Genomic DNA, 14,088 nt, shown 5'->3' on the forward strand with positions numbered 1-14,088 from the left:
AGATCACGGTGTAGGAGGTGCCTGAAAGCTGTCTCGTACACTACGGCTGTTACCAATATAAAGAATTAACCATAGCAGTAGCAACATCTCGACACCATTAGTCCAACTAAAGGTGCCGTGCACAAGGTAAACATGGTAAAGGCTTTGCGATAACTGCGCTGCGGCGGTGATTAGGGTAATACTCCTTCCCCAAGCCACCATCTTATTCAATCGGGTTCTGTCGGGGTTTCTCAACCCTATCAACCACATCAATATAATACTAGGAACGCCCATTGCTAAACCTAGATACAGCATTGTGTGGTCAGGGTAGATAATAGATAAAATCTTGCTACCGCTTTCTCGGCTTGCGCCTGCAACAACAAAGACTATCCAAGCCTTAGCCAAAAACAGCCAACTCAGCCAAAGAAGTTTCGGGGCTTTTAAAAAACCATGTTTATCGTATTGTTCGATCGCGTAACGCACTGAGACTAAACCGCAATGATGATCTAAAGTTCCACTCTATACTAAACATGGGCATTTGCTAACTGATAGATTGAAGTCATCATGATTTTGTTCATCGCCCTATAATCAGATCATGATAGGATAACTTCATCTTTGATCTCGCAAGACCTATCATTATGAAAAACAAAGTCGTTCCGTCACAAGAAACGCAAACCGAAGCAATGAAAATTGCTAAAGCGACGCAAAAGCCAGGTCAAACCAAAGAGCAAACGAAACTTATTGCTCAAGGGATTGAGAAAGGTATCGCCCAATATAAGAAACAACAAAAAGAGCGTTCAAGACAAACTGACAAAGCTAAAAAGAAAGCTCAGAAATCAAAGCAAGTGGCTGCGCAAACTCAGCAATCTAACGTCGCAGTCGAGGAAACATCGCCAACCTCCACCAGCAAACACTCATTGCTACCTTGGGGGCTGCTAGCGCTCAGTTGGATAGGGTTTATCTTCTATGTTACGCAAAACTAAATCGCTACTTTTCGTTTTATCGGCACTCTTTATTGCAGGTTGTTCAACACCAACTAAACAGCTTCATGCCGAGGCTGAGGTGGTGCACTTAAGAATTGACGCATCGTTTGATGCTGACGACTGCGAATGGTTAGGAGAAGTTACGGGTAGTGAAGGACACTGGTACAGCTACTTGTTTTTTCCAAACGATGTGATGGTACAAGGAGCACAAAACGATATTAAAAACCGTGCGAAGAAGCTTGGTGCTAACACCGTCTTTATGGTCAACTCTCAGAACTTTGTTACCTCGTTTACATTGATGGGCAACGCTTACCACTGTCCAAATTAACTCACACCCTAAAACGAAAAAACCTAGCGTCTCATGCTAGGTTTTTTATATCTAGGCGTTGAACCCTAGGCTCGCGGCAATATCGGTTCGGCGATCAATGACCCATTGGCTATCAAAAGGCCCCCAATCGGACAGCTGATAATAACCATCATTGTGGCGTCGACCATCTTGCACAAATGCGAGTTCAATGCCTATCCCAGGTAGCGCTTTAATCACGTCTTGAATCGTACGACGTGGCCAGCCTGTTTGCTCAATCAGTTTTGGGACATTTGGGCGCTCTAAGTTTTCGACCAATAATGCAAGATACAAGCGCCTTGCAAAAACAGGACTCAATTCCATTGATACCTCCTATAAATTTCTAGAGTCATTATTTCTGTTTTGTCCTGCTATGTGTTGCGTTTGATCAAAAACTCTACGATCGCCATAGTTTGAAACACATTTTTTTTGCTCAATGAAATATATCCATCACACTTTTGTCTCTGTAGATAGTTCCTGATAGGATGCTTGAATAACAAAAAAGTCACTTTCAAAGGTTCAACAATGACAATCACTATGTATGGTATTCCTAACTGCGAGGCGTTTAGAACACTTCCGTACATTAAAGCAAAACCCCTTAACTGGTCGCTTTTATTAGAAAAATAGGAGTAATATGAACCAATTTCACTTTTGGCAGGTTACACACCAAAGCTTCTACTTAGAATTCAATGGTGTTCGCCTCGTCAAAGCTTCATATATCGATGAGAAGTCACACAAACACCAACTCAAGAGCAGCCATAGCGGCTTTGAAACATGTGATGGCGAGCAGGTCAACATCACAGTCAAGGAACGCTTTATTCAAAGCACTACTGATTATGTTATACAAAAAGGTTTGGCTTATATTTTTATTGACGAAAGTGCTTTAAAAACAATCAGTTACACATTTAGTCCTCTGCTTGGAGGGTATATCTACGCAGAAACAAAAGAGTCGTTACTTTCTCAATAGACTCAGAGCCTATGAATATTCCTTTCCCAAAAAGAAAAACCACCCTATTGGTTCACAATCGGGTGGTTCTTTAAGTGCGTCATTAGACTATGCCCCTAAGAAAAACTGTTCATTGGCATGACTAGGTTACTGCACTTTTTACTTTTTACTTTTTTGTTCCAAACATGGTGAAGCCCTACTGCACCAGCACCGACACATTTAACGGTAATCAAAGCAGGCGATATTGTAGTAGCTGCCGCAAGTACAACTCCAGCTCCAGCAACCGTACCTACTACCCCTACAGATTTAACCGACTTATCTAATGTATCTTTCGTTTTGTTTAATAGTGACATAGAAACCTCACTTCAATTATTTAATTCGATAAACACTTGAAAGACTAATACCTAGTTCAGTCGCTACCTGCGACTTACTCATACCACCAGCAAGCAATTCACGCACTTGCGCCTGTTTTGCTCTAGCCGTTGGTTTACGTCCTTTGTATTTGCCTTTCTGTTTAGCCAGTGCAATGCCTTCTGCTTGACATTCGAGAGATACTTATTCTTTGCAGAGTAAGACCATAAATTACAGAACAAAATACCAAAACAAGTTATAAAATGAAATACCGCTTATGGAAATGTGCTTTTATTTCCTTAGTCTCTAGCTAACGTGGGTTGAGCTAACTCATATGTAACGGTAAGCTGTCTGCACTTCTTAAGTGCTACTCCCAAAGGTTCAACAATGACAATCACTATGTATGGAATTCCTAACTGCGATACGATTAAAAAAGCCAAGAAATGGTTAGAAGCAGAGGGTGTCGAATACAGCTTTCACGATTACCGTAAACAAGGTGTTGATAAAGCGATGGTGGAGACATTTTGTCAGCAACTTGGCTGGGAAAATGTTCTAAATAAACGCGGTACAACTTACCGTCAGCTCACTCAAGAGCAAAAAGACTCGCTTAACGAAGCGAACGCAATTGAATTACTGGTCGAACAGCCAGCAATGATCAAACGCCCTATTCTTGTTACTGGTGATCGCTACCACCTAGGTTTTAAAGCAGACCAGTACGCCGCAATTTTCTCATAATTTTTCGAAAGGATTTCAAGGATGACAGATAGCCCAACTCTGGCTCTCGCTAAAGACTTAATTAGCCGCCAATCAGTCACACCAGAAGATGCTGGCTGCCAAGATGTAATGATTGAGCGTTTAAAAGCGCTTGGTTTTGAAATCGAAGTGATGGTGTTTGAAGATACGACTAACTTCTGGGCTCGCCGTGGTAGTGAAGCGCCACTGTTTGCTTTCGCCGGCCATACAGACGTTGTACCAGCGGGTAATCTAGACCATTGGAACACAGCCCCATTTGAGCCAACCATTAAAGACGGCTTACTATATGGTCGTGGCGCAGCCGACATGAAAGGCTCATTAGCCAGTATGGTGGTTGCGGTTGAGCAGTTCATTGCCGAAAACCCAAATCACAAAGGCTCGATTGGCTTCTTGATCACGTCTGATGAAGAAGGCCCGTTTATCAATGGTACCGTTCGTGTAGTTGAAACACTCATGGAACGCGGCGAAAACATCGACATGTGTATTGTGGGTGAACCATCAAGTACTGAAATCGTCGGTGATGTCGTGAAAAACGGCCGTCGTGGCTCAATTACTGGTGACCTCACAGTCAAAGGAATTCAAGGACACGTTGCTTACCCTCACCTAGCGAAAAACCCTGTGCACCAATCATTGATGGCAATTCATGAACTGGCGACAACTGAATGGGACCAAGGCAACGCTTACTTCCCGCCAACAAGTTTCCAGATCCCAAATGTTCATGCAGGTACTGGCGCATCAAATGTCATTCCTGGTGAATTTAACGTGCAGTTTAATCTACGTTTCAGCACCGAATTGAACAACGATGCCATCGTGTCTCGTGTTACTGAAACATTGAATAAACACGACTTGGATTACGATCTTAAATGGACATTCAATGGCGACCCGTTCCTAACCGATACTGGCGCCCTACTTGATGCCGTTGTCGATGCCGTTGATGCGGTTAACCAGACTAAGCCTGCGCTATTAACGACAGGCGGCACGTCAGATGGCCGCTTCATCGCTCGCATGGATTGCCAAGTGGTTGAATTAGGCCCGGTGAACGCGACAATTCACAAAGTGAACGAGTGCGTGAAAGTGGATGACCTAGAGAAACTGACTGACATGTACCAGAAAACACTCGAGAACTTACTGGCATGATCATGACGCCTGAGCAGCTGACTGGACAGGTAACCACTCACTTGGTTGAGACCCTATTTGGGCAAAAGCACTTTTTGGTTCACCGAGAGGTAAGCCAAGATCTTTTGGCTCTAAGAGAATCAGCAATTCAGGCGGGGTTTAATCTCAATATCGCCAGTGGCTTTCGCGATTTTGAACGCCAAAAAGTGATTTGGGAAAATAAAATGGCAGGTCGCACTGCCATTTTAGACACAGAAAGCCAGCCATTGAACGCCACTCTGCTCAGTGACTCTGAAAAAGTGTTTTCTATTTTGCGTTGGTCTGCACTGCCCGGCGCAAGTCGCCATCACTGGGGCAGTGACTTTGATGTGTTTGATCGCGACAGTCTACCAAAAGGTACCCAACTTCAATTGGAACCTTGGGAATACCTGAAAGGCCATCAACATGCCTTTTATCAATGGTTAAAAGAGAATATTGAGACTCACGGTTTCTTTTTCCCCTATGCTGAAGATAGAGGGGGTGTTGCCCCAGAACCTTGGCATATCAGTCATCGAAGTACGGCAACGGCATGTTTGCAGCAACTCGATATACCAACCTTAGAACAACAACTACGATCTGCCCCTATTTTGGGTAACCAAATAGTGTTGGAGCAGTTAGAAACGATCTACAATCAGTTTATTAGCAATATCCAACAGTAGGAATCGAGATGGACTTACTTACTAACCCTTGGGTTATCATCTTTATCGTTTTAAGCGTCGTGATTGGTAATATTGCTGCTCTCAAGTACACCGCCAATATGAAGTTCAATCAGCTTGATAAAAAACCTCGTACCGAGTCAGAGGAAGGCGAAGAAGAGTCGCAAGAGACAAAAAAAGACGCTTAATTTAGCGTCTTTTTTTTTCGTTCGAACTGACTTGATGCTCTATTTAATGTGATCCCAAGAGATGTTCGACACAATTCGGCAGTCATCGCATTTGAAGTAGAAAATATCATGCAGTGGCTCGTCTAACAGCCATTCGCCGCCACACTTAGGACATTTACGCGCTTTCTCGTCGGCTAAGCTTTTCCCACCAACGCGATACTGATAATAGTATGTTGGGATCTTACTGATGTACTCCATACGACCACGTAAATCCCACCCTCGCTTAAACAGCACACTATCAACATCACAGATTTCATGCAGCGCCGCATGTTCTGCTCGACAGCCGCCCGCCATTTGGATCTCGTCGCATGCTTGCCACTCAGTCTGCCACTTCACCACCGCTTTATGGTCGCCGTTAAGTGTCGGCGGATTGCGATAAAGAGGAATAGGCAACAAGGTCTCACCCGATCTCAGAGGGGAACAAGTATGAACATAGGTGGTGTAGAGCACTTGCCAACTCGGCACTTCATCTTCTGCCGCTTCTTCAGAGTTTAAGTCACGGCCAAGTAAGCGCATTTTCGGTGCCAGTAAGCTCGCATCCGATAATCGGTTTAAGCACACTTTAACAAAATCAGAGTGGTAACTTGGATGTAAGCTATCTTGTTCAGGACAAACAACTCGCACAAAGAATTCACCATCGCCCATGACAATTGGAAACTCACGACCGAGTACTTGGCCGTTATAACGCAGCGCATCCATCAAGCCGTTGATTGCTTTATCTACAGCAGAAACCGTTGTGTTATCAAAACACTCAAATTGAAGTTCAACAACGTACATGATTACACCGCAGGTTTCAGTTTAGTTAGGAACTCGGCCAAATCATCAGCAAGCACATCTCGCTTATCGGTGCCAAGGCGCTCAAGAATCACGTTGCCAGACAAATTACAGATAGAGATAACATCAAGTTCCGCATCTGTCGCCGCGATAAACACGGTTGGCTTTAACTTTAAGCGGCGCTGAGTCACCAAGTGACCTAAGATGTTTTCTTGCAGACGGACAAAGTCATCATCACTCCACACTTGCAGCAAGGTCAGTTCGTTCCCCTGCCAAGTGGCCTCCATATCGGCGCTGTATTGCGAGCCGTAAAAGGTTTTAATGTCTTCATGTAAACTAAGTTCAATGCCGTTCTCGACATTCGTGAAATCAGCTGGTGTCTCACGCTGAAACGCTTGCCACTCTACTGCCTGTTCAGTTTTACGTTCGACGCACGGTGAAACCAGATCCACCAGCTCTTCACTTTTCGGTAAATGACCAGAAGTATCAAGGTGAGCCTGACGGTATGTGTCACTGAATGAGAGTAGTGCTTGCAAGGCATTGTCAGCCATTAGATTCTCCAACATGAATATTCGCTTTTAAGGGCGGGATTGCGTAAAATTCTCGACATTCTAATAGAAAACGAACAAAAGTATGAGCAAATATTCTGATGCGAAAGAGCTTGCTGGCCTAACTCTAGGTCAAAAGACCGAATACGCTAACCAATACGACCCAAGCTTGCTGCAGCCTGTGCCCCGTAGCCTAAACCGAGACGACCTTGAACTCGGTGATGAGTTACCGTTTCAAGGCTGTGATACTTGGACACTGTATGAGCTGTCTTGGCTAAGTGAAAAAGGGTTGCCTCAAGTAGCGGTAGGTGAAGTGTCTATACCTGCGACGAGCCAGAACCTTATCGAATCAAAATCGTTCAAGCTCTACTTAAACAGTTTCAACCAGACTCGTTTTGCTAGCTGGGACGATGTCGAAAAAGCGCTAATCAAAGACCTGTCTGCATGCGCAGGCGAACAGGTATCTGTTACCGTTCGTTCTGTTGAAGACTACACTGACTCTCTGATTGTTACTATGGGTGGAGAGTGTATTGACGATCAAGACATCGAAATCACTAGCTACGACTTCGACCGCACTTTAATTGAAGGGGCAGCAACAGGCGAGATAGTCGATGAGACCATTCACAGTCATCTACTCAAATCGAACTGCTTAATCACCAACCAGCCAGATTGGGGAAGTGTTGAGATTCAATACACAGGTAAGCAGATCGACCGTGAAGCACTACTAAGGTACATTGTTTCATTCCGCGAACACAATGAGTTCCATGAACAGTGTGTTGAACGAATCTTCAGCGACATTATGGAGTTTTGCCAGCCGAGCACACTGACGGTGTATGCGCGATACACACGCCGCGGCGGCTTAGACATCAACCCATATCGTTCTAACATTCACGCTCAACCAAGTCACAATCAACGCATGGCGCGTCAATAGGGATATGCTCACCATGATTAAAGTACGCTGGCAACGCATTTTAGGTACTCTGTTGCTGATGCTGTCATCACCTTTGATGGCCAGTACGATCTACTCATCTGCAGTGCTCAATGAAGCAAACAGTCTTGTGGACATCGTACCTACACAGGCCAAACAATTGGCGTCTAACTATCTCGTTCAGCGTACTTTATCTGACAAAACAGAGAAGAGCCCTTCTTCGATTTCGCGTGATGAAACAGACACCCGCACCAGAACGCCAGGCGGAACCATTGATGCCTTACGCATTTTGGCACGTGCCGAGTTTAATCTTGGTAGCAAACGGAGTGCGTTACGTCATTTGGCAGAAGCGTTAAAGCTTGCTGAAACCTACAAGCTGCCCTATCTACAAATTGATATTAAACTGATTGCCGCGCGACTATCTTGGCTGATTGATAACAACGCAATTGTTGCACGCGAAAAAATTCAAGAGATCGAAAGCAGCTTTGTTAAAGTATCCAATCCTCAACTTATTGCCCGTGGTCTGGAATACAAAATCACCATGCTCAAGGCGGACATTGCCTCAGCAGAAGGGGAATTGGACCTCGCTAATAAGCTCTACCTTGACGCAAAACCTTTCGTCGATAGCGCCAAGTCGACTCATACCTTGATTGAGTATCACACAACGGTTGGTAAGCATTTACTCAACAACAAAAAATACAACCGCGCATTGTCTGAGCTTTTGATCAGTTATTGGAAAGCCATTGAATCCGATTCTGCTCGACAGCTAGCGGAAGTCAATCGACTACTAGGCCAACTGTTCTATGACCGCCGAGTGCTCGACAAAGCCAATGACCACTTTTCTCAGGCGGCTGACTTTTACGATAACTATGAGAACTCCCCGACGCTAGCGCCGATATTAAAGCGTATGGGTGATATCTACTATCACCAAAACAAGTACAACCTTGCGCTTGTTCACTACTTCAATGCGATGGATCATGAGCGAATGCAAAACAATATCGAGAGTGTTATCGATATTCGTATCTCTCTTGCCGCAACCTATTTGAAGCTAGTTAACTATACTCTTGCTGAACAGTACCTAGATCGAGCGAGAGAGCTGTTAGATTACGCCAACATTCCACGGTTGGAGGCGTATGCCTTACTACTTGAAGCGGGGTTAGCGAAACACAAACATGAACCAGAGCAAGTGCTAACTAACGCACGTAAAGCTCTGGAGATTGCTCAGAAGACCCAAGATCTTCGCACTCAAAAATCGGCCTACTTCTTACTGTATTTAGGTTACGAACTCAACGGCGAGTACAAGCTTGCACTAGAGTATCTCGAACACTACAACTCACTGTCCGTTATCCAGCAGCAAGAACTTGATCTGCTCAGTGAAGATGCGTTCCGTCAGCAAAAAGATTTTGTTGAGCAAAGCCTCCACCTGAGTGGCCAGCAAGAAGAGCTGGAAGACACGTACACTGAATACCGTAAGTTCCAAAAGATAACCCTGACACTGTTCATTTTGTCTGCTCTGCTCTTTATCTTCTTATTGCGTCGTGGGCATGTCATCAATGTGCAGAAGAATGAGCTCGAGATTCTTAACGATGACCTTTTCACGCACTCTCGTTCTGGGTTAAAAAATCTACGAATGCTGAACGCAAAACTGCCTGCGTCTTTGGAGGAGAGTAGCCATAAGTTTGAAAAGTGGCATGTCGGTGAGTTGATCCATGAGCCACTGAATGATCGCTTACGCTTCGTGATGATCGACATTCCATTCTTGAGAAATATGTACCTCCAACACGGATACCAAGCGGGACTAAAATTAGAGCGTGAGTTTGGCGATTATCTAAAACAGAAAGTCGATCACCCTGCTCGTATTTACCATTTCTCAGACGCGAACCTACTCTACATTGAGCCAAATAGTGAACAGAATACAGATCCAGAACAGCTGTTTGAAAAAGTGCAGCAATGGATCATGGAATTTGAGCCAGAACGTATTCTCAACCGAATCATTCGTATTGGTATGGCGGACTACCCGTTCCTACCTAGGGCTTACACGGCAGTTAATGATAAGGAACTAATTGATGTGCTACTGATGTCAACCAGTACCGCTCGCACATTAAGTATGAAAGAACACTCAAGCCAGTGGGTTTATTTGAAAGCGATAGAGAATGCACCTGCGGCAAGTTTGGCAACAGGTAATATCCGCAAGGCTTGTAAGCATTCCATTAACCAAGGGTTAATAAAAGTACACTCTTCGTTCAAGAATGAGGACAGCATCAAAAAACTATTAAAAGATGAGTAAAAGCGCATCAATCAAACGTACTAAACCGTGACGCCCGAGATTTATTTGATATTATCTACAGATTCATAAATAGAAGTAGATTATATCTTTAAGACTATATTTCATGGGCGTTCTCGAACAAGATCTTCAGTTACAGCTGCACAACCTGAAATCTCAATTGGAACAAGTTCGATTGACACAAAGGGATACCTCGTTCAAATTTAAAAGAGAACAGAAGGTACTTCAGCGCATTATTGCATCGCTGACTAGCGCCTATAAAAGTGAAAACCCACGACTTCAAGCGGGTTTAACGGAACTAAAACAAGCTATAGAGCAGCAGCAAGACGTTAGTACACTGATACCCAAACTCGCGGTATTAGAGCGCTTGCTTAAACAACAAGGCTTGGCTATGGATAAGCAAACCGAACACTTAGATACCCAAGTTAAGAGCAGTGGGGAAACACTTCTGCGCTTGACGGGCTTGCCTGCGAAAATCAAACGCGATCTTCGCGATCTCCTCAGCTATTCCAACGGCCTAAAGCACCCAAAAGCAGAGCAAGCCATGCGCCTGCTTAGCCTCTATGAACGTTCCGTAAAGATCATTACTTCAAACCCTGAATACAGCGTTAACCAAGTTGCGAGCAGTGCCGATCGCGAGTTACAACTGAGATTATCAGAAGAGCTCCAACATCTTATTACCGAGCTCGACTTTGAAGGTGAATCAGGTGAGTTGCTCGCAGATATTCGAGCTAAGTTACTGGTTGGAGTAAGCAGCCACAATTTGCTTGAACTAACGCTCGATACATTGAAGCTGGTCATTGAAGGTACGCATCACGAACGCAAGACTTCGGAACAGTTTCTTGAACAAGTAAATTCCTCTCTCTCTTCTTCATTGAAAAGTTCAGCGCAAAATACTCAACAGTCCCAGAGCTATTTTGACCATCGACAAGAGATGAATGTCGAACTAACCGAATTACTGAATAGCACACAAGAAAAGGTCACGAACGCCAACGACCTTGACACTCTTAAAGGCCAAGTAAATCCGCTCCTTGATCAACTCAGTTCGTTGTCAGAACGTTTAAAACACGCAGAGCAGCGTGAGCAAGCGTTAATTGAACGTATGAGTTATGGAAAGAACCAGTTGGAAGCGCTGTTTGAGGTCACACAAGATTATCGTCGCCGCCTTGAAGATCAAGCTCAACGAATGTTGCTTGATCCGTTGACTAAGGTCTATAACAGAGCCGCATTTGGTGATCGACTAGAGCTAGAGTATCGACGCTGGATTCGATCTCAACATACCCTTCGTATCGTTATTCTTGATATTGATGGCTTTAAAGCGATCAACGACAGTTTTGGCTATACCGCCGGTGACAAGGCACTGAAGATCATCGCTCGTACCATCAAGAAAGAGCTGAAAGATACCGACACCGTTGCACGCTTCTCAGGCGAAGAATTTATTCTGCTACTACCTGAAGTGGCGGACAGCGATGCGTTCAATTTGATCAAACTGATTCAAGAGCAAGTCTCTCAACTGCCGTTTAAATTCCGCGATCGTAACCTTAAAATCACGCTTTCTGCTGCAAGTACCGCATTTAAAGATTCTGACACACCTGAAGAAGTCTTAGAGCGTTTAAACCTGTGCTTAAACGAAGCAAAAAATATCGGCAAAAATCAGTTAGTGTGGCGCTAGGCCACACTGCTCTCTCCTCTCTTAACTCAAAAAGCCAACATTTAGATGCGTTACAACACGGTTTTGTGACTCCCCTTTATATATCAGTTAGTTAGCTTCCCTCTTAAACAAAACCTGCTAAGCTTAATAAACCACTGCCTTTTCGTATTTCTGTTTGTAGCTAGGCATTGGCAGGAAAATAATAACTATGACGCTTCGCTCTTTTCGAGTGTCGCTTTCGTCAAGGAGGTCACCATGATCACACACATCAGCCCTGCAGGTAGTATGGATCTGCTCTCTCAACTCGAAGTTGAGCGCCTTAAAAAAACTGCTGCTAGTGATCTGTATCAGCTATACCGTAACTGTACTCTCGCGGTATTGAACTCAGGTAGTCACACCGATAACTCAAAAGAACTATTGGACAAATACAAGTCGTTTGATGTCAATGTCGTTCGCCGTGAACGAGGCATCAAGCTAGAGCTGCACAACGCACCTGATCACGCGTTTGTCGATGGCGAAATTATCAAAGGCATTCAAGAACACCTGTTTTCTGTACTACGTGATATCGTCTATGTGAACATGCATTTAGCAGATAATCAGCGCCTGAATCTAACCAATGCTTCTCACATCACCAACCTTGTATTTGGTATTTTACGCAATGCAGGCGCACTCACTCCTGGTATTGAACCAAACCTTGTCGTTTGCTGGGGCGGCCACTCAATCAATGCTACCGAGTATCAGTATACCCGTGAGGTCGGCAACGAACTTGGCCTTCGTGAAATGAACATCTGTACAGGTTGTGGTCCTGGCGCAATGGAAGGACCAATGAAAGGTGCTGCGATTGGTCACGCAAAACAGCGTTACTACGAGCAGCGCTATCTCGGCCTCACCGAACCCTCCATCATTGCCGCTGAGCCACCAAACCCAATCGTCAACGAACTTGTGATCATGCCGGACATTGAAAAACGTCTTGAAGCCTTTGTTCGTATGGCCCATGGTATTGTGATTTTCCCAGGTGGTGCCGGCACTGCAGAAGAGCTGCTCTACATCCTTGGCATCATGATGCATCCTGAAAATTCAGACCAACCTTTACCGATCGTATTAACCGGTCCGAAAGAGAGCGAAGAATATTTCCGCTCCATCGACCGATTCATTGGTGATACCTTGGGCGAAGAGGCTCAAAAGCACTATGAGATCGTGGTTGATGACCCAGCGCGTGTTGCTCAGATCATGAAACAAAGCATGGCCGATGTACGCCAATATCGTAAAGATACTGGGGATGCCTATAGCTTTAACTGGTCACTGAAAATTGAACCTGAGTTTCAACTTCCGTTCGACCCAACTCATGACAACATGGCAAGTTTGGACCTCCACCTAAATCAACGACCAGAAAACTTGGCAGCGTCGCTTCGTCAAGCCTTCTCTGGTATTGTCGCAGGTAATGTGAAAGCAGAAGGCATTCATGAAATAGAACGCCACGGGCCGTTCATTCTTGATGGTGACATTGAGTTAATGAAGAAGATGGACAAGCTACTGAAAGACTTCGTCGCACAAGATCGTATGAAACTCCCAGGAGGAACCGCTTACGAACCGTGCTACCAAATTAAGACCACCAGCTAGCGGCTAGTATTCTCTCTCTCATGCTATACAATAAGGGCCTCGTGCCCTTATTATTTGATTTTTATGTCTATCCATCTTGTTATTATCGATGCATTAAACCTTATCCGCCGAGTTCATTCGGCTCAGCCAGATCCTTCCGATATAGCAAGAACCATCACAACGACTTCGCGCACGCTGAACCGAATTCTGTCAGAATCGCAGCCAACACACATTATCGCCGTATTTGATCACCACCTCCAAGAACGAGGCTGGCGCGCGGAGGTTCTGCCCGAGTACAAGCAAAACCGTAAGCCGATGCCTGAACCTCTGATGCAGGGGCTAGAGTCCATTCAAGATGCGTGGTGGAAACTGGGCATCGACTCTCTGTTGTCCGATGGGGATGAAGCGGATGATTTGGTCGCGACACTTGCTATGAAGGTAGCGAGCCACAATGAGAAGGTCACCATCATCTCTACCGATAAGGGGTACTGTCAGTTACTTTCACCGACCTTACAAATTAGAGACTATTTCCAGCATCGTTGGTTAGATGAACCTTTCATTGAAAAAGAGTTTGGTGTGAAATCTAACCAGCTCGCGGATTACTGGGGGTTAACTGGTGTGAGTTCGAGTCAAGTTCCAGGTATTCCAGGGGTAGGTCCAAAAGCCGCGAAAGAGATTCTGACCCAATATAACGACATCGAACAGGCGTATGTGAGCGATGAACTCGCGTCTAAATACCGAAAAAAGTTTGATGAGCATATTGAGTCAGCACGCAAATGTAAGTTGATATCCGCGCTGAAGACCGACATCGAGCTTGGGTTTAACCTGCAAGACTTACGCTTCAATGGGCCCAATGAATAACCAATAGAACAAAAAGGGTTGGCACTAAGCCAACCCTTTTTATTAGTCAT

General features: G+C 44.7%; 18 protein-coding genes. 12 read left to right on the plus strand and 6 right to left on the minus strand.

Translation table 11 applies throughout. The annotated features are described in order from the left end of the window. Nucleotides 1-3: 3 nt before the first annotated feature. Nucleotides 4-462: a DUF2919 family protein gene (locus F0231_RS04095; RefSeq protein WP_171758455.1), complete on the minus strand. Its 459-nt coding sequence runs from the start codon at nucleotides 460-462 to the stop codon at nucleotides 4-6. 155 nt (nucleotides 463-617) lie between these two features. Here F0231_RS04095 and F0231_RS04100 point away from each other — a divergent pair, with 155 nt between their 5' ends. Further along, nucleotides 618-962 carry a DUF2956 domain-containing protein gene (locus F0231_RS04100; RefSeq protein WP_171758456.1) on the plus strand — a complete coding sequence of 115 codons (345 nt, stop codon included), beginning with the start codon at nucleotides 618-620 and terminating at the stop codon, nucleotides 960-962. Further along, nucleotides 946-1,290 (plus strand): DUF4156 domain-containing protein, encoded by a 345-nt coding sequence (locus F0231_RS04105; RefSeq protein WP_171758457.1) that lies wholly within the window; start codon nucleotides 946-948, stop codon nucleotides 1,288-1,290. The genes F0231_RS04100 and F0231_RS04105 overlap by 17 nt, the downstream gene beginning before the upstream one ends. Before the next feature lie 51 nt (nucleotides 1,291-1,341). On the opposite strand, the gene F0231_RS04110 is transcribed toward F0231_RS04105, so the two are convergent. Continuing rightward, entirely contained in the window at nucleotides 1,342-1,629 is a 288-nt protein-coding gene (locus tag F0231_RS04110; protein WP_171758458.1) for a helix-turn-helix domain-containing protein, read from the minus strand. 310 nt (nucleotides 1,630-1,939) lie between these two features. Between F0231_RS04110 and F0231_RS04115 the strand changes: the two genes are divergently transcribed. After that, nucleotides 1,940-2,272, plus strand: coding sequence for a hypothetical protein (locus F0231_RS04115; protein ID WP_171758459.1), 333 nt, complete (start codon nucleotides 1,940-1,942; stop codon nucleotides 2,270-2,272). A 95-nt stretch (nucleotides 2,273-2,367) separates the two neighbouring features. Here F0231_RS04115 and F0231_RS04120 read toward each other — a convergent pair whose 3' ends face one another. Beyond that, nucleotides 2,368-2,604: a hypothetical protein gene (locus tag F0231_RS04120; protein WP_171758460.1), complete on the minus strand. Its 237-nt coding sequence runs from the start codon at nucleotides 2,602-2,604 to the stop codon at nucleotides 2,368-2,370. A gap of 16 nt (nucleotides 2,605-2,620) precedes the next feature. Further along, nucleotides 2,621-2,779: a helix-turn-helix domain-containing protein gene (locus F0231_RS21115; RefSeq protein ID WP_367613460.1), complete on the minus strand. Its 159-nt coding sequence runs from the start codon at nucleotides 2,777-2,779 to the stop codon at nucleotides 2,621-2,623. 210 nt (nucleotides 2,780-2,989) lie between these two features. On the opposite strand from F0231_RS21115, the gene F0231_RS04130 reads away from it, so the two are divergent. The 4 genes from F0231_RS04130 to F0231_RS04145 are packed head-to-tail and all read left to right on the plus strand — an operon-like array spanning nucleotide 2,990 to nucleotide 5,354. Beyond that, nucleotides 2,990-3,337 (plus strand): ArsC family reductase, encoded by a 348-nt coding sequence (locus F0231_RS04130; protein WP_171758461.1) that lies wholly within the window; start codon nucleotides 2,990-2,992, stop codon nucleotides 3,335-3,337. A 21-nt stretch (nucleotides 3,338-3,358) separates the two neighbouring features. Beyond that, entirely contained in the window at nucleotides 3,359-4,492 is a 1,134-nt protein-coding gene (gene dapE, locus F0231_RS04135; RefSeq protein ID WP_171758462.1) for a succinyl-diaminopimelate desuccinylase, read from the plus strand. Further along, nucleotides 4,489-5,169, plus strand: a complete 681-nt coding sequence (locus F0231_RS04140; RefSeq protein WP_171758463.1) for a M15 family metallopeptidase — start codon at nucleotides 4,489-4,491, stop codon at nucleotides 5,167-5,169. Before dapE ends, F0231_RS04140 begins: the two co-directional genes overlap by 4 nt. A gap of 8 nt (nucleotides 5,170-5,177) precedes the next feature. Then, a complete protein-coding gene (locus F0231_RS04145) occupies nucleotides 5,178-5,354 on the plus strand; it encodes a DUF2897 family protein (RefSeq protein ID WP_171758464.1) in 177 nt (58 codons plus the stop codon). Nucleotides 5,355-5,393: 39 nt separating this feature from the next. On the opposite strand, the gene F0231_RS04150 is transcribed toward F0231_RS04145, so the two are convergent. Both F0231_RS04150 and syd read right to left on the minus strand, forming a co-directional pair. Continuing rightward, a complete protein-coding gene (locus tag F0231_RS04150; protein ID WP_171758465.1) occupies nucleotides 5,394-6,170 on the minus strand; it encodes a Zn-ribbon-containing protein in 777 nt (258 codons plus the stop codon). Nucleotides 6,171-6,172: 2 nt separating this feature from the next. After that, complete coding sequence (syd, locus tag F0231_RS04155) at nucleotides 6,173-6,718, minus strand: SecY-interacting protein (protein ID WP_171758664.1); 546 nt, start codon at nucleotides 6,716-6,718, stop codon at nucleotides 6,173-6,175. Between the two features lie 82 nt (nucleotides 6,719-6,800). Between syd and queF the strand changes: the two genes are divergently transcribed. From queF to xni, 5 genes are all read left to right on the plus strand, one after another. Beyond that, nucleotides 6,801-7,646, plus strand: coding sequence for an NADPH-dependent 7-cyano-7-deazaguanine reductase QueF (queF, locus tag F0231_RS04160; protein ID WP_171758466.1), 846 nt, complete (start codon nucleotides 6,801-6,803; stop codon nucleotides 7,644-7,646). Between the two features lie 13 nt (nucleotides 7,647-7,659). Then, on the plus strand, nucleotides 7,660-9,930 hold the full coding sequence (locus F0231_RS04165; protein WP_171758467.1) for a lipopolysaccharide assembly protein LapB: 2,271 nt from the start codon (nucleotides 7,660-7,662) through the stop codon (nucleotides 9,928-9,930). Between the two features lie 103 nt (nucleotides 9,931-10,033). Continuing rightward, entirely contained in the window at nucleotides 10,034-11,599 is a 1,566-nt protein-coding gene (locus F0231_RS04170; RefSeq protein ID WP_171758468.1) for a GGDEF domain-containing protein, read from the plus strand. Nucleotides 11,600-11,833: 234 nt separating this feature from the next. Then, a complete protein-coding gene (ppnN, locus tag F0231_RS04175; RefSeq protein ID WP_171758469.1) occupies nucleotides 11,834-13,198 on the plus strand; it encodes a nucleotide 5'-monophosphate nucleosidase PpnN in 1,365 nt (454 codons plus the stop codon). Nucleotides 13,199-13,261: 63 nt separating this feature from the next. Further along, entirely contained in the window at nucleotides 13,262-14,038 is a 777-nt protein-coding gene (gene xni, locus F0231_RS04180; protein WP_171758470.1) for a flap endonuclease Xni, read from the plus strand. Nucleotides 14,039-14,088 lie beyond the last annotated feature (50 nt).

This window comes from Vibrio sp. RE86 (assembly GCF_013114545.1).
In the GTDB taxonomy this organism is placed as follows: Bacteria; Pseudomonadota; Gammaproteobacteria; order Enterobacterales; family Vibrionaceae; genus Vibrio.

Bases quoted from the DNA above. Each gene is read 5' to 3' on its own strand.
- F0231_RS04100 (WP_171758456.1), top strand. From the start codon at position 618: ATGAAAAACAAAGTCGTTCCGTCACAAGAAACGCAAACCGAAGCAATG.
- F0231_RS04105 (WP_171758457.1), top strand. From the start codon at position 946: ATGTTACGCAAAACTAAATCGCTACTTTTCGTTTTATCGGCACTCTTT.
- F0231_RS04110 (WP_171758458.1), bottom strand. From the start codon at position 1,629: ATGGAATTGAGTCCTGTTTTTGCAAGGCGCTTGTATCTTGCATTATTG.
- F0231_RS04115 (WP_171758459.1), top strand. From the start codon at position 1,940: ATGAACCAATTTCACTTTTGGCAGGTTACACACCAAAGCTTCTACTTA.
- F0231_RS04120 (WP_171758460.1), bottom strand. From the start codon at position 2,604: ATGTCACTATTAAACAAAACGAAAGATACATTAGATAAGTCGGTTAAA.
- F0231_RS04130 (WP_171758461.1), top strand. From the start codon at position 2,990: ATGACAATCACTATGTATGGAATTCCTAACTGCGATACGATTAAAAAA.
- dapE (WP_171758462.1), top strand. From the start codon at position 3,359: ATGACAGATAGCCCAACTCTGGCTCTCGCTAAAGACTTAATTAGCCGC.
- F0231_RS04140 (WP_171758463.1), top strand. From the start codon at position 4,489: ATGATCATGACGCCTGAGCAGCTGACTGGACAGGTAACCACTCACTTG.
- F0231_RS04145 (WP_171758464.1), top strand. From the start codon at position 5,178: ATGGACTTACTTACTAACCCTTGGGTTATCATCTTTATCGTTTTAAGC.
- F0231_RS04150 (WP_171758465.1), bottom strand. From the start codon at position 6,170: ATGTACGTTGTTGAACTTCAATTTGAGTGTTTTGATAACACAACGGTT.
- syd (WP_171758664.1), bottom strand. From the start codon at position 6,718: ATGGCTGACAATGCCTTGCAAGCACTACTCTCATTCAGTGACACATAC.
- queF (WP_171758466.1), top strand. From the start codon at position 6,801: ATGAGCAAATATTCTGATGCGAAAGAGCTTGCTGGCCTAACTCTAGGT.
- F0231_RS04165 (WP_171758467.1), top strand. From the start codon at position 7,660: ATGATTAAAGTACGCTGGCAACGCATTTTAGGTACTCTGTTGCTGATG.
- F0231_RS04170 (WP_171758468.1), top strand. From the start codon at position 10,034: ATGGGCGTTCTCGAACAAGATCTTCAGTTACAGCTGCACAACCTGAAA.
- ppnN (WP_171758469.1), top strand. From the start codon at position 11,834: ATGATCACACACATCAGCCCTGCAGGTAGTATGGATCTGCTCTCTCAA.
- xni (WP_171758470.1), top strand. From the start codon at position 13,262: ATGTCTATCCATCTTGTTATTATCGATGCATTAAACCTTATCCGCCGA.